Annotated in this window: 10 protein-coding genes and 3 pseudogenes; 9 read left to right on the forward strand and 4 right to left on the reverse strand. The window is 40.8% G+C overall.

Going from position 1 to position 14969, the window contains the following annotated elements; translation table 11 throughout:
• Nucleotides 1–14: 14 nt before the first annotated feature.
• The 5 genes from ACRWSG_RS12270 to ACRWSG_RS12290 all read left to right on the forward strand — a co-directional run bounded on the left by ACRWSG_RS12270 (nucleotide 15) and on the right by ACRWSG_RS12290 (nucleotide 5433).
• Nucleotides 15–689 carry an efflux RND transporter permease subunit gene (locus ACRWSG_RS12270; protein ID WP_462166418.1) on the forward strand — a complete coding sequence of 225 codons (675 nt, stop codon included), beginning with the start codon at nucleotides 15–17 and terminating at the stop codon, nucleotides 687–689.
• Nucleotides 690–769: 80 nt separating this feature from the next.
• Nucleotides 770–1144: a hypothetical protein gene (locus ACRWSG_RS12275; RefSeq protein WP_462166419.1), complete on the forward strand. Its 375-nt coding sequence runs from the start codon at nucleotides 770–772 to the stop codon at nucleotides 1142–1144.
• Between the two features lie 644 nt (nucleotides 1145–1788).
• Complete coding sequence (locus ACRWSG_RS12280) at nucleotides 1789–3960, forward strand: putative bifunctional diguanylate cyclase/phosphodiesterase (RefSeq protein ID WP_462166421.1); 2172 nt, start codon at nucleotides 1789–1791, stop codon at nucleotides 3958–3960.
• A gap of 47 nt (nucleotides 3961–4007) precedes the next feature.
• The gene (locus ACRWSG_RS12285; RefSeq protein ID WP_462166422.1) at nucleotides 4008–5021 is read left to right on the forward strand and encodes a fatty acid desaturase; all 1014 of its coding nucleotides are present in this window, start codon (nucleotides 4008–4010) and stop codon (nucleotides 5019–5021) included.
• Between the two features lies 1 nt (nucleotide 5022).
• Entirely contained in the window at nucleotides 5023–5433 is a 411-nt protein-coding gene (locus ACRWSG_RS12290) for a GFA family protein (RefSeq protein WP_462166423.1), read from the forward strand.
• 14 nt (nucleotides 5434–5447) lie between these two features.
• Here ACRWSG_RS12290 and ACRWSG_RS12295 read toward each other — a convergent pair.
• From ACRWSG_RS12295 to rhlP, 3 genes and pseudogenes are all read right to left on the reverse strand, one after another.
• Nucleotides 5448–6661: pseudogene (locus ACRWSG_RS12295) on the reverse strand (MFS transporter).
• A gap of 66 nt (nucleotides 6662–6727) precedes the next feature.
• Nucleotides 6728–8786 (reverse strand): annotated as a pseudogene (locus ACRWSG_RS12300) (TonB-dependent receptor).
• 88 nt (nucleotides 8787–8874) lie between these two features.
• Nucleotides 8875–9687 (reverse strand): rhombotarget lipoprotein, encoded by an 813-nt coding sequence (gene rhlP, locus ACRWSG_RS12305; protein WP_054552622.1) that lies wholly within the window; start codon nucleotides 9685–9687, stop codon nucleotides 8875–8877.
• 251 nt (nucleotides 9688–9938) lie between these two features.
• Here rhlP and ACRWSG_RS12310 point away from each other — a divergent pair, with 251 nt between their 5' ends.
• A complete protein-coding gene (locus ACRWSG_RS12310; RefSeq protein ID WP_054552621.1) occupies nucleotides 9939–10376 on the forward strand; it encodes a hypothetical protein in 438 nt (145 codons plus the stop codon).
• Nucleotides 10377–10479: 103 nt separating this feature from the next.
• Nucleotides 10480–11562, forward strand: coding sequence for an endonuclease/exonuclease/phosphatase family protein (locus tag ACRWSG_RS12315; RefSeq protein WP_462166425.1), 1083 nt, complete (start codon nucleotides 10480–10482; stop codon nucleotides 11560–11562).
• A gap of 217 nt (nucleotides 11563–11779) precedes the next feature.
• On the opposite strand, the gene ACRWSG_RS12320 is transcribed toward ACRWSG_RS12315, so the two are convergent.
• Nucleotides 11780–13156: an NAD-dependent succinate-semialdehyde dehydrogenase gene (locus ACRWSG_RS12320; RefSeq protein ID WP_462166938.1), complete on the reverse strand. Its 1377-nt coding sequence runs from the start codon at nucleotides 13154–13156 to the stop codon at nucleotides 11780–11782.
• A gap of 165 nt (nucleotides 13157–13321) precedes the next feature.
• Between ACRWSG_RS12320 and ACRWSG_RS12325 the strand changes: the two are divergent.
• Nucleotides 13322–14358, forward strand: a pseudogene (locus tag ACRWSG_RS12325) (NAD(P)H-dependent flavin oxidoreductase).
• Nucleotides 14355–14921: a Crp/Fnr family transcriptional regulator gene (locus tag ACRWSG_RS12330; protein ID WP_462166426.1), complete on the forward strand. Its 567-nt coding sequence runs from the start codon at nucleotides 14355–14357 to the stop codon at nucleotides 14919–14921. Before ACRWSG_RS12325 ends, ACRWSG_RS12330 begins: the two are co-directional and overlap by 4 nt.
• Nucleotides 14922–14969: the final 48 nt, after the last annotated feature.

Genomic DNA, 14969 nt, shown 5'->3' on the forward strand with positions numbered 1-14969 from the left:
GGCGTAGAAGATTAGTGCTTTACGCGAATAGTGAGAATGTTGACGTGAATGAGCTTCTAGGACAAGTGCGTAAGGTTGTCGCTGAAGAAGAGCTACCTAAAGATAGCTTCGTTAGTATCGAAGGTCAGTTTTTAGCACAAGAGCAAGCAATGAGACTGTTAATCGCACTTTCGACCTTATCATTTGCGCTAATTTTTCTTGTTTTATACCTGCGTTATCAGTCGATGATATTTGCCTCAATCATTATGTGTAGTTTGCCAATGGCATTAATCGGTGCCGTATTTGCCATGTGGTTTACTCATACGCCACTATCAGTGGCATCTGTCGTAGGCTTTATTACTTTAACAGGCATTGCTGCTCGAAACGGTATTTTGAAAGTCAGTCACTATCTGAATCTTATTCGATTTGAAGGTGAGTCTTTCAATAAAGAACTTATTATTAGAGGTGCTAAAGAAAGGTTGTCACCTGTACTAATGACCTCGATGGTTACAGCTTTTGCACTCATACCGCTACTTTGGGCAGCAGATGAACCTGGCAAAGAAATTTTACACCCTGTTGCGATAGTTATTTTTTCAGGGCTAATGAGTTCAACGCTATTGGATACTTTGCTAACACCTCTGCTGTATTGGAAGTACGGCAAGAGACCAACAGAGAAGTGGCTAAACACAAATTCAAAAGAATTGATTTAACAGGTTTCGTGTGGCACCTAATCATGTAAAAGCCAAGCCCACATTTAATTTTAAAATCCATAAATACAAAGAGATAAAATATGAAAACAAAACTTTTAAACGTACTATTAATTTCACTAGGTTCATTATTGTTTAACACGTCAGCCTTTGCACATGGTGATGAAACACCTCAACATGGTGGAGTTGTTAAAGTTGAGCATGAGATGATTTTTGAATTAGTTCGAAGTGACTCAGGAACCAGCCTCTATTTACGAGACCACGGTAAGCCATATTCATCAGAAAAGCTTTCGGGCAATGTTACTGTGCTAGCTGATGGTAAAAAATCAGATGTAGCTCTAGCGCCTGCTGGTGACAACAAAATGGTGGCTGACGTCGTTATTCCTGATGGTGCTAAAGTTCTTGTAAAAGTTAAGGAAGATGGTCATCACTCTGTGACAGTAAGATATTCTTTCTAAATTTCATTTTAATGAGGCACTCGTTAACCTGAGTGCTTCAAGTCATCAACAGGTGAAGTGTTTATCTTCAAGTAAATTATATAAAAAACTGTGACGATTTTTTGCCATTGTGACAACATTTTGTCACAGTTACAAAGAATTAAATCTTTAATTATCAATAGTTTAGTTTTTTATGTATGCCGTTACACAAATTCAAAATCCGTTGCCTTCGGGCGTGGCGGTTCAAGTCCGCCTACTGGTACCACTTTTGAACCCTAGCCAATTGGTTAGGGTTTTTTTATGTCTGAAAAAGCTACCAGCCATCAGCTGTCAGTTTTTAGCCGAGCTTTGCGGTTGTTGGGTTTTGAAACCACCCTCAGCCCCAAGGGGTATTTTGCCTAGCACCCAGAGCCTAACACCTATAACTCAAATCTAAGTACTAATTCACCCCAGATTAAAATAACTTTTGTTCTATTTATAACCTGTAAACTTCAAACTATGCTTACTTTTGAAATAACCATGAAAAATGTATGCTTATTTGTTTGAAAGTTAACCGCTTTCGACTAGAGTACCATGGTGTTTAAGTGCTTAATATAATAGAATTTACCGTCTTTAGTTCAGGTTAAGTCAGACTCTTAGCGGAAAAAACGGTTGGGTGGCATAACATGGGTACATACGATTTAAAGCGTATTGTTGAAAGTATTTCAAATCTTAAAAGTGAGAACTTTTATAATGCAATATGCCTATCTTTATCAGAAGTGCTGGGTGCTTCGCATGTTTTTTTGGCTCAAGTCGATGAGTCAACTTTATATGCGACAACCATTACTTTAGTTGCGCATGACGAAATAGTTGAAAACATCAGCTACGATATTCGCTGTACACCATGCAATGATGTCAGCTGTGGCAGTGTTTCAAGTTACAACTCAGGTGTTCAGCAGCTATTCCCTAATGATCAATTGCTTGTTGATATGGATATTGAAGCTTATGTGGGTGTGCCATTACAAAGCATTTCTGGCAAGACAAATACCATTCTGGTAGCGCTTTTTCAGCATGAAATAAGTGATGCGTTATCAATCGAATCTTTCTTTTCGTTATTTACAGGTTTAATCCAGCGTGAAATTGAAAAAGACCGTTTCATTGCTAAGCTAGATTTTTCTAATCAGTTAATAGAACAAAGCCACGAAGCTATTTTTATCTGCGACCATAATGTAGAAATTACCTATGCAAATACTGCCTTCACTAAAATGACGGGCTATTCGCTGGACGAAGTCTTAGGGGAAAACCCTAAAATTTTAAGTTCAAACCAGTATGATCCACATTTTTATAAAGCTATGTGGCACCAGATTAATACTGAGGGCAAATGGTCTGGTGAAATTACCAATAAAACTAAGCAAGGTAAGTTATATACGCAATTTTTATCAATAACCAAAATGCAAAATAATGCTGAGGATTGCTATGTGGCGTTTATTTTAGATATTACCGAGAAAAAAGAAGCTGAGCGAAAAATTTATTTTCACGCTAACCACGACCAACTTACAGGGTTAACTAATCGTTTTTACTTTAAAGAGTACTTGTGTACTTTAATTTCGTCTCTTGCATATCAAGATGAAGTAGATACAAACTTGGCAGTAATTTATTTTGATGTTGATAAATTTCAGAATATTAATACGGTATATGGCCTAACATTTGGTGACAAAGTTTTATGTAAACTAGCTGAGCGACTTGAAAGCTGTTTTAAAGAATCAGCCTTTTCACGAATAGATGGTGATAGCTTTGCTATTTTACAAACCTATCAACATATTAGTGAGCTAGAACATGTTTGTAAGCAAATTACAGCATTGTTAGTTGAGCCTTTTTCAATTGGTGGTATTAGCCAGCAAGTATATGTAACTCTTGGGATCAGCTGTTTTGAGCAACGTTATATTTCATCCTCTGAACATAAAATCGAAAAAATAGCACGCCGCTTGATAAGACAAGCTGAGCTTGCAACTCTCAATGCAAAGCAAGCTGGTACAGAGTATTTATTTTTCTGCACTGAAATGGATAACAAAATAAAAACACAAAACTTGCTAATAGATCAGCTAACTTTGGCAGTGAAAAACGACGAAATTGAAGTTTATTTTCAACCTATTATCGATATAGAAAATAACACGGTTGCTAAATTCGAAAGTTTAGTGCGTTGGAATAATCAAGGGCAATGGGTATCACCTGCGGAGTTTATTCCGTTAGCTGAGGAGTCTCGAGTGATTATTCCACTTGGTGAGCTGGTGTTGGTTAAAACTTGTCAGCAAATAAAAGCATTAGAGCTGCAAGGTTATAACGATGTTGTTTTTAACGTAAATCGGTCTTTATTTGAGTTTACTGAGTTTAATCCTGAGCGTAATGCATGGCTTGAAATTATCAACAACCAAGGGGTTAAGCCGTCACAAATCTCTTTTGAATTAACTGAAAGTGTTTTAGCTCCTGAAAATACTAACCATCTCGATGTGCTTACTCAATTAAAAGAGGCGGGTTGCTTAATTTCATTGGATGATTTTGGTACCGGTTATTCATCTCTTAGTTATTTACGCCGTTTCCCTGTTGATGTACTCAAGCTTGATAAGTCTTTCATAGATGAAGTTCATGTTGATTTAGGTGACGAAGCGCTGGTTAAATCGATTATCCAAATGAGTCGAGTATTGGGTATTAAGGTCGTTGCTGAAGGGGTTGAAGAGCGCGAGCAATTGGCGGTGCTTACCGAAGCAGGCTGCGATTATATCCAAGGCTATTACTTTTCTAAGCCATTACCAGCAAATGATGTAATACCATTTTTAACGCAATTTTCTCGAGAGCAGTAGATATTTACGGTATGATTTTGGTATTAAGCAGTTAGCAAAAGCTTACTATGTCAAAATTAACCGCAAAGCAAAACATCAAGGCGATTGTTACAGCCATTAAGGCCGAAGAGCAGTCGTTAAGAGCGCGTTACCCTATACTTAACCAACAAAATAAAATTGCGATGGTAATTCTGCTGGTGTCGTTGTGTTCACTATTCGGTGTTGCGACACTTTATTACTTAGCGGTTATTCCCTCGTGGCTTTGCATCATTCTGGCTGCCTTTATTACCTCAATATCGCATGAGCTTGAGCATGACCTTATCCATAAGCAGTATTTTAGTAATCGTCCTTTTATACATAACTTTATGGTGTTAACCGTGTGGCTTATGCGGCCTAATACGGTGAACCCTTGGTATCGCAGAAAGATTCATTTACATCACCATAAAGTATCCGGCACCTCACAAGATTTAGAAGAGCGTTTAGTAGGCAATGGTATTAAGTCGCCCTTGTTGAGAGCTTTGGTCATTACTGATGGCTTGCTAGGTTTGTTAATCAATACCAAGCGATTTAAAAAAGAAATTAGTGGTTTTAAGTTCTTCCGTGTATTTAATGCGGGCTTTCCGATTGCTACTGCGTATTTTGCGATTCTTTACGGGGTAATTGCTTATTATGCAGTGCAGTTCGTACAGCCGTTTACATTGCCGCCGTGGGGAGCTGAGTTATTGGCGATGGCAGAGTTTTTAATGGTGGTACTTATCGTGCCTAATATTATTCGTTCGAGTTCTCTTAACTTAGTGACATCTTCAATGCATTATTATGGCGGTGTAAATAATTTGCTTGAGCAAACGCATGTGATCACCAGCCGCTGGTTTTTACCGTTTCAACTATTTTGTTTTGATTTTGGCCGCACCCACACAATCCATCATTTTGTGCCGAATCAGCCCTTTTACATTAGGCAATTGATCAGCAAAAAAATACATCCTATTATGGCCCAGCATGGGGTACGGTTTAATGATTTACAAAGCTTGAAACACGCTAATCATTACCCTGTAAAAGAGCAGTCATCTCAACAAGGAGTTTAATATGAAGGTTACCGGTCGTTGTCATTGTGGTGAGGTCACTTACCATGCAAACGTTGATGAAAATAAAGTGATAAACTGTCACTGCACTGATTGCCAAATTATCTCAGGTGCGCCTTTTCGTACGGTTGTGGTGTCTGCGCCAGATGGAGTTACCTTTACAGGTGCTAAGCCAAAAGAATATATAAAAATAGCTGAAAGTGGCAACCAGCGTGCGCAAGGGTTTTGTGGTAACTGTGGTACAGCCTTGTACGCGACTTCTGTGGGTGCAGGTGAACGCATTTATGGCTTAAGAATTGGCGCTATAGAGCAAGCTGATGATCTCATCCCTAAAGCGCATATTTGGTATCGCTCACATAAACCTTGGCTCGATAACCTTAGTAATATGAGCGCCTTTGAAACCGCACCTAAATAGCTGCGGTTTCATATTTATTGTTGGCCGATGGTGATATTTCGGCCACTTAAGTAACCAAATAAAGCACACAATAGGCTAGATGCAATACACAGCCAAAGTGCTCCCGCCCAGTTATTAAAATAACTATGTAAGGCGCCCGCAATAATGGGTCTGTGGCAGCCAATAAATACCCGATACATTGCGCCATACCCGATAACGCAGCGGCTTGCATTGAGTCATGAGTACGTAGGCTTACAAATGATAAGCCTAAGATAAAACAGGCACCTGAGCAAAAACCTAAGGTGACTGACCAAAGCATCGCAAAACTAGGCGCAACTAATAATCCAACAGAACAAAGCGCGCCAAGTAATGCCAAGCTTAGCGTTAAGATGCGTTGATCTTTTAATTTGGCAAGCAGAGGAATAAGCACAATACCTGGTAGCGCAGAGGCTACTTGAAAGGCGCCTTGCAAAGCGCCCGCGTGCTGCGCACTATGGCCACCTTCTATTAAAATGCTGGGTAGCCAACCTAGCATGATATAAGTGAAAAATGAGTTAAAGCCGAGCAATAAGGTGATTTGCCAAGCAAGTGTAGAGTGCCAAATTTTGCTTTGTGTATTGTTTGACACATATGCCTGTTTTGGCATGGTATGTTGCTTAAGTTGTGGTAACCACACCATAATAGCCAGCACAACCAGTAAAGCATAACTGGCAAGCGCCAATTGCCAGCCAAGTTCTTTGTATTCAGCGAGCGGAATGATGAGTGCTGAATAGCTGCCACCAAATATGCCCATCGCCAAAACATAACTAGACGTCATTACTGCTACTTTGTGTGGAAAGTCACGTTTTATTAGGCTTGGTAATAACACATTACCAATCGCGATACCGACACCAATTACAGCGGTGCCAATAAATAGCACGGTGGCAGAATCAATAACACGAGAGACAACCCCTATGCCTATGAGTACCAGGGCAATGAACAGTGATACTTCAAGGCCGCACTTTTTAGCAAGGCTTGCTGCCATAGGTGAGGCAATAGCAAACGCGATTAAAGGTAAAGTCGTCAACATGCCGGCTTGCGATGCATTTAACTGAAACTGTTCAATGATCTGTTCAAGTACCGGTGCAATGCCAGTGATCGGGGCTCGTAAGCTGGCTGCAATAAGAAAAATGCCCAGCACTAAAAGAAGGTTACGAATTAGATTTTGAGAAGATGTCACGCTGTTTAGGAGTAATAGCAAGAGGTACATTTATCATACCAAAACACGAAACAGCGTGGGTGAACTATGAGATAGCTCACCAAAAAATGCGGTTATTTAAAACTGATAACTTGCTGATAACATGGCATTGCGCGGTCTACCCGGAAAGTATCGGTCGCCACTAAATGTAGTGTAGTCAGCACGCTCTGCGTAACGCTCGTCGGTTAAATTGTTTATTCGTGCCGTCACACTAAGGTTAGCTGTTAGCTGCCACGCCGCTCGTAAATTTACTAATGAGTGGCCTTGGTAACTATGCTGGTTTTCAGGATCAGTAAAGTAGCTGCTGGTGGTATGTAGCTCAAGACCAACACGCGTAATGTCGTTTGCTTGCCAAAGTAGCTGCAAGTTTGCGATGTTACGAGGAGCAGTATCAATAAGATTACCATTGATGTTAATCCCGCTGAGTACTTGGTCATAACTGTATGTATGTTTGGCGTGGCTCGCGGCTAACTGCATCGATAAGCTAGGCGTTATGGTATAGGCTAACTCAAGCTCAATACCACGATGCTGAGTTTGGCCATCATTGACGTAATAAAAATCACTGTCGCGGAAAATGGTGTTCTTTTTATTCATTGCATAAATGCTAACTACATAATGCAGCTGTGCTTGTTGACCTTTTATACCAAGCTCTAGGTTTTTAGCTGTTTCAGATTTCAGATCTGCGATATTTTGTTCGCGTTGCAACTGATAAAGCTCTGCCGCTTGCGGTGCTCGATAACCTTCTGAAGCATTGGCGTAGATAAACTGGTTTTCAGCATATTGATAGCTTAAACCAAGCTTAGGTGAAAAGTTAGTAAAGCGATTTTCGCCGCTTTCTGGTCGAGAATAGCGACACCCACCCATGGCGCATGCTGTGCCATCTTCTTTAGTGCGGCCAGCCAACATATGGTTGTCGTAGTCATAACGCATACGCTCGTATCGACCACCCAGGCTGATAAGTAACTCATCAAGTTGCCAATCAAGGTTCACAAACGGTGCTAATAGGGTGCTTGTTACTTGATAATCATAATGTTTGCCTTGAGGCACGGTGGCGACTAAAAATGCTGAGCCTTGAGTGGGACTGTCTTGATATTGTAAAAAGTCAGCATCTGTAAGTTCACCATCAAAACCAACAGTTAACAGGCTAGAGCCGGTTAACTTGTGCTGCCAGCTTGATTGTATACCAACACCTTGCTGAGCATTTTCTTCAAGGGGAGTACCCGGTAAAAAATGCTTAAAGAAGGTCATGTCTTGGTCGCGGATATAAGGCGTAAGGGTAAAGCTGTTAGCCTCATCTTGTGTCCAATTTAGCTTTGACCAAACACGCAAAGAGCGGGCTTTACGAAATGCATCAGGATCAAAATTAGACTGAGCTATTTGCTTATCCTTGTAGCTTTCAAAGCCCTCTATGTAGCCAGCTGTTTGTTGATCTAAATGGGTGTAAGTCAGGCCTGTACTTACACTTAGTTTTTCGCCATCAAAACGGTGACGTAGCGAGAGCTTTTCTTGGTCAACACCTTCGTCATCACGATAACCCGTATCTCGAGTAATAGTGGCATTAATACCTAAACCTTGTTGGCCAAAATCACGACCCGCACCTAGTTTGTAGCGGGTGTAGCCAAACGAGCCGTAATCAAAACCAAGTTGGTTGTGGTTATAGGTTGTATCTGGGGTGATCACGTTGACTACACCATGTACAGCGTTTGAACCATAAAGTGCAGAGCCCGGGCCTTTCAGTACTTCGATGCGTTCAGCCATTTCAGTGTGGGCTTCGAATAATTCATTGATGTTGCAAAAACCAGCTGCGCGAAGTGGAATACCATCTTCGGCGGTAAGTAAGCCACCGCAGGCACCTGCGCCAGAAAGTACAGGCGAACGTAAAGCGGGTAAATACTCTTGGTCCGTTACCGTGTTGAAGATTAGCACCAGCAACCTGTTTAAGGGCTTGTTCAATGTGAGTTGGAGCGATAAGCGCCAGTTGCTTCTGTGAAATACTGCTGACCACTACAGGCAATGGATCTGCCAACACTTCGTTGCGCGAGGCGGTCGTTGTAATATGTTCTAGTTCATTATTTGCAATGGCTTGTTGGTTAAAAAATGAGGTGCCCACAAGCACTGAGAGTATCGACAACTTCATGAAAACCCTTTGGTTAGGTACAACAAAAACCAAAGGGTAACTGCTTTTTAGGATGGGTAAAAGCTTTCGCGCTTAATAACTTTGTCTGTTATGCAATACGGCGATGTACGGCAAAACCTGCCAGTACTGCAACTAACCAAAATAAGCTACTGCCGCTACTGCCATTTCTGTGCGTGACATTAGCTACTTTTTCTTCTTTTACGCGGGTTTTAAATTGCGCTAATTCAGCATCGAGATTCGTGATCATGTCATCAACAGCGCCATTAAAGCTTGCCAGCGACTGCTCTTTAGCGACTTCATCGATGCCAATTGCTGTACTGCGTTGCTCTGCTTTATGAATACCTGGCGCGCGAAACAGCATTTTTCGGCTTTTCACGTCAAATACGGCAGTATCTACAAAGGTTTGTACTGAGTTCTCATTGCCCGGAATCACATATAAACCAACAATCGTGAGATATAAAAATGCAGCGTTATTTTCTAAGCTTTGCGACACTTGGTCGTATGAAACAAGCGCCATAATATCCACATCATATAATCGAGATACTTGTTCTAATGCGGTAAATCCCTCGCTGCCTTTTAAATAAGTACTTGGGATCACTTCAATACGGTCTATGTAGTCATATTGCATAAACTGCTTTTTAACTTTATTTAGCAGTGCGATTTCATCACCATGATGCAAGCCATCATTGTACTTGTTAGGAATAAAGGCAATCCCTACCGTGGCTGGTAAGTTCAAAGTTGGAATCGTTGCTTGGTGTGCAGCTCTATCTTGTTGGTCTGGGTAAAGGTACTCAACCAATGAACTTGATTGCGTTTTTTGATTGCCATATTGGCTCATCATGGCACTACAGCCCGTTAGTGCAGTAATACTAATGACCAAACACCATTTTAGAACATTCATAAATTATCCTTATTATGTTGTGAGGAAGCCTTTGTTTATGTTGCAAATATAACGACAAACGCCTCAAACGGAACTGTAACTCAGACTCGATTTTTCGTAAATAGTGCCAAAGAAGTTTAAAGAAATGTAAAGGTTAGCTTTCTAATGTGTTGATATGTAAACAGTTACGTTTTTAAATTGTAACCCTTCATCTATGATTCAGGCTAAAACGTTAGGCTTTTTATCAAGAGCAAACGTTGAGGGTCTCTTTTATGAATAAATTAATTACTATCTCAGTTGCTGTTTTAGGTTTGAGTTTGATACCTATGGAAGCAAACGCGAAACATGATCGTGACCACGATAGATACGAACATAAGCACGAACGTAAAAAGCATAAAAAACATAAAAAACACCACAAACATCACCATCATCATGACAGACATGATCGTTACGATAGATACGACCATTACAGCTACCGTGACTTACCACCCGGTTTATACAAAAAAGTAGGGTATGGTGGTGGCTTACCACCTGGTTGGTATAAGCGTTATCACCATGGTGATATTCTTGACCGTGATATATATCGTCATGGGCGAGTGATTAAACGTCGCGACCGAAATGGCATTATTGCCATCGAAATCGATGACCGCCTTATTCATCTAGTACACGATACGCGAGAGATTTTATCAATCGTTACTCGCCATCGTTAATCCTGTGAAAAGCCGCTTAGCGGCTTTTTTATTAATTTTAATATATTGTTCAGACGTAAATGCTAGACTTGTAAGATAATAATAAATTTAACGAGGGAAGTTAATGATAATTACTTTAGGGGCAGTTGTATTCGCTTTACTGATAATTACCTTATTGCCATTTTCATATTCCCAACATTATTTAATTCGCAGTTGTGACTTTGTACGCTTGCAAGTGGTTTACCTTGCTTGTGCGAGTTTAATTGCTGCAAGCTATTTAATCAGTCGCACGGGCTCCGCGCCTTATATTGGTTGTGCTCTGGCGAGTATCGTCGTGTTGCTTTTACAAGTTGGCTGGATTTACCCTTACACAAGGCTCGCTAATAAAGAAGTTGCTTCAAGCAATAAAACCGATAAGCACAGTATTCGCATTATGTCGGCAAATGTACTGATGTCGAACACTGAATATGACAAACTCATTGCTTTAGTTAACACGCACCAACCAGACTTACTCATTACGTTAGAGTCTGATCAAACTTGGCAGAATGAACTGAGCAGTTTAGAGCAAGAATACCCGTATCGAGTGTACTGCCCAAAAGATAATCGTTATGGTATGCACTTGTACAGCAAGTTTAAAATTAAACAACAGCAAGTTTGTGAGCTTATAGAAAGCGATATCCCCTCAATCCATATTTTGTTTGAAGATGCAGATGGCGTAGAAGTTCAAGGGCATTTTATTCATCCTGCACCTCCGAGCCCCACGGAAGAAGACAGCTCACGGCCGCGTGATACTGAACTAATTATCTTAGCAAAAGCACTTAAAAACAGACTGCGACCTTGTATTGTTGCAGGAGATCTAAATGATGTTGCTTGGTCGCGAAGTACCCGTTTGTTTATGCGTATTAGTGGCTTGTTAGACCCACGTAAAGGCCGCGGCTTTTTTAATACCTTTCATGCCAGTTATTTCTTTATGCGCTGGCCACTTGATCATCTTTTTCATAGTAATGAGTTTAGTGTTAAGCGTATTGAGCGTTTGGCAAAGTATGGCTCAGACCATTTTGCACTTCTTACAGAGCTTGTTTATAACCCCGATTCTGACAACCAAAAACAACAAGAGCAGATTGATAAAGAAAAAGCAGTGGATGAGTTAAAAATGCCAGCAGCCTCGAAGCAACAAGTGCCAATGTTTAATACCAACCCGCAATAATACTTAATCATTTTGAGGGATAAAACCTGTCGCTAACTGCGTTAAAAATTTCTCATTTAGAACAACTAAATAACGAAATTTTTGCCTTGTTATCAACGAGGTTTTATTGCCTCAAAATAGACTACTTAATTAAGCGGATTGGTATGAAAAGTGATAACCTTATTAAGGACGGCACAATCAGATATAAAAAAGGGCTCTAATGAGCCCTTAATAGTGATTAGTCGTTGACCATAATAGTTTTGATATTAACAAATTCTCGTAGTCCAAAACCGCCATGTTCACGGCCATAGCCACTGTCTTTTACACCACCAAATGGTAAGTTCGGTTGCGCAAGACCATAACCATTGATATTTACCATACCGGTGTCAAAGTGAAGCTTTGCAAGCTCAATGGCTGCTTGTTCATCTTTTGAGAAAATACCGCCGCCAAGACCATAGCGTGAATCATTAGCAATTTGCATTGCCTCAGCGTTATCTTTGGCTCGAATAAGTGATGCCACAGGGCCAAATAATTCATCGTCATAAGCGGGCATGCCCGGTTTGATATTTTCAAGCAAGGTCGGGGTGTAATAAAAGCCGGTGTGTTCAGCAACTTTACCGCCCGTGATAATAGTAGCACCTGCATTTACAGAGTCAGTGACTTGCTGATGAAGCTGATCGCGCAGATCTTTACGAGCCATTGGGCCAAGCGTGGTTTTTTCATCGTTCGGATCGCCAAGAATAACTTGCTCAAATTGCTCTTTGATTAGAGCTTTAAAATCATCATATAAAGCATCAACCACAATAAAGCGTTTTGCCGCAACACAGGTTTGTCCGTTATTGATCAAGCGCCCTTGCGTACATGCGGTAATCGCCGTATTTAAATCAGCGTCATCAAGTACGATGTATGCATCGTTACTGCCTAATTCGAGCACGGTTTTCTTAACCTGTTTAGCTGCTCGCTCTGCGACTTTTTTGCCTGTGCCATCGCTGCCAGTAAAGGTTACACCACGAATCGCTGAGTGATCTATTAGTTCGCTTGCGGTTTTACCGTCAATAAGTAAGTTCTTAAAGCAATAATCGTCAAAACCAGCCAGTTTAAATAACTGTTCAATCTTTTCGGCCATGCCAAATACATTACCCGCATGTTTTAGCACTGTGGTGTTACCTGCCATAACATTCGCGCAAGCATAGCGAATGACTTGATATAACGGGAAGTTCCATGGTTGGATACCAAGTATTACACCAATTGGTTGGTAACTAATAATTGCATGTCCGTCTTGCATATCTCGCTTTTCATCGCCAAGCACTTTTGGTCCCTGCTCAGCGGTATAACGACAAATTGCTGCACAAAGCTCAACCTCCTGAAGGCCCTGTTGGTAAATCTTACCCATTTCATCGGTCATTAGTTGTGCTAATTCTTGTTGATTAGAATCAATTACTTGTGCAAGTTTATTAAGTAATTTTGCGCGGTGCTCATGGGATGTAGTGCGCCATTTTAAAAATGCTTGATGACATTGGTCAACTTCACTCTGTGCTTGTTGCAGTGACAATAAGTTATAAGTCTTGATCGTTTGTTCATTAGTTGGATTGATTGTAGTAACAGTATCAGTCATCATTATCTCCTTACAAAGTTGTAGGAGCTAGTCTGCAAAGCTAATACCTATTTTTTGAGTTTTATAGCTTATTGTTTTAGAAGACTTTTATTTTTCAGTTAGCCTTTGAGAAGCTTAAACTCTGTAAAAACTGCATTAGGTTGAAAAACTTACAAGGAATATGTAATGACAAATTCTGTGTTAAAAACTGAACTTGCGATTATTCAAGCGCCGATGGCGGGTGTGCAAAATGCTAAACTGGCAGTCGCTGTGTGTGAAGCTGGAGGGCTTGGTTCTTTACCTTGCGCTATGCTCTCAGCAGAGCTGCTAAAATCAGAACTTGATTATCTTAGCCAGCATACTGATAAGCCTTACAATCTTAACTTTTTTTGTCATCAAACACCCGACTATACCCTGGCTCAGCAAACGGCTTGGCATAATCTGCTTACACCTTATTTTGATGAGTTTGCTGTCGATGTCTCACAATTTACCCGTAATGCTTCGCGCCAGCCAATTAATCAACAAATAATAGATATTATCGCACCTTACGCACCTGCCGTTGTAAGCTTTCATTTTGGTCTACCAAGTAGAGAGATTGTTTCTCAAATAAAAGCGTGGGGCGGAACGGTTCTTTCATCAGCAACAACGTTAGATGAAGCGCGTTGGTTACAAACAAATGGAGCCGATGCGGTTATTGCACAAGGGATTGAAGCTGGCGTCACCGCGGCCATTTTTTATCAATGGATTTATCGCTGCAACCAACCACTGCGCAATTAGTGCGAGAATGTGTAGAGCTTGATATACCTGTTATTGCAGCAGGTGGAATTTGCACGGCAGAAGATGTCGCCCAATACCAAGCATTAGGTGTCGCAGCAGTGCAGGTGGGGAGCGCTTACTTACTTTGTGAAGAAGCGACAACAAGTGCTTTACATCGTGAAGTATTAAAAACAGTTGCGCCAGACTCAACTGAATTGACGACCTTATTCTCTGGTCGTCCAGCACGAGGTATTAGCAATCGAGTCATGCAAGAGTTAGGAGCTATGCCAGAGCAAGCGCCGCCTTTTCCGTATGCGTCGATTGCGATGACCGCATTACGTGCAAAAGCTGAAGCTAAAGGCGATAGTGGTTTTTCACCACTTTGGTGTGGTGAGCGCTTTATTGTTAGAGAAGGGATTAACGCCCAGCAAATAACTAGATTATTGATGCAAGGTTGGCAATCTTGACAGATACCCAGTTACTCCCGCTCGGTGATAGTTACCATCAGCTAGCCTGTGAATTTCGTAACAAACTTGCAGGGCAATGCGCTATAAAGCGGTACGCTAAAGGTGATATTTTATTACAGCAAGGCGATGAGCAAGATGTGGGTTACTTAATTATATCAGGGGTGCTTGGTGCATTACATGCATCATCGCAAGGCACACAAAAGTGTAAAGAGTTTTACTTTCAAGATGAGTTTGCACTGCTTTATGGTAACTGGTTAACCAAAACCCCTGCGCTCTATCAACTCAAAGTAATACGTGATGCTGAGCTTATTAAGGTACCTTTGGTTTTATTTGATAGTAGTGACTGGCAAGTAATTAAACATCAATTAGTTAGTCAGCAATTATTGTTTAAAGAAGCAAAAGAAGCGTTTTTATTACTCAATACGCCAGAGCAACGTTATCAATATTTATTAGATCAAAAACCGCACTGGCTTGAGCAATTAAGCTTAAACGATGTTGCTATGTATTTAGGGATTTCAGCGATTTCTTTATCGCGAATTAGACGGCGTCTTAACTTAAGTTAAGGCGCAGCAAAACGGTGAACATTACACTGCTGATTTTTCAGGAGTCGT

This window comes from Pseudoalteromonas sp. GB43, from assembly GCF_054923805.1.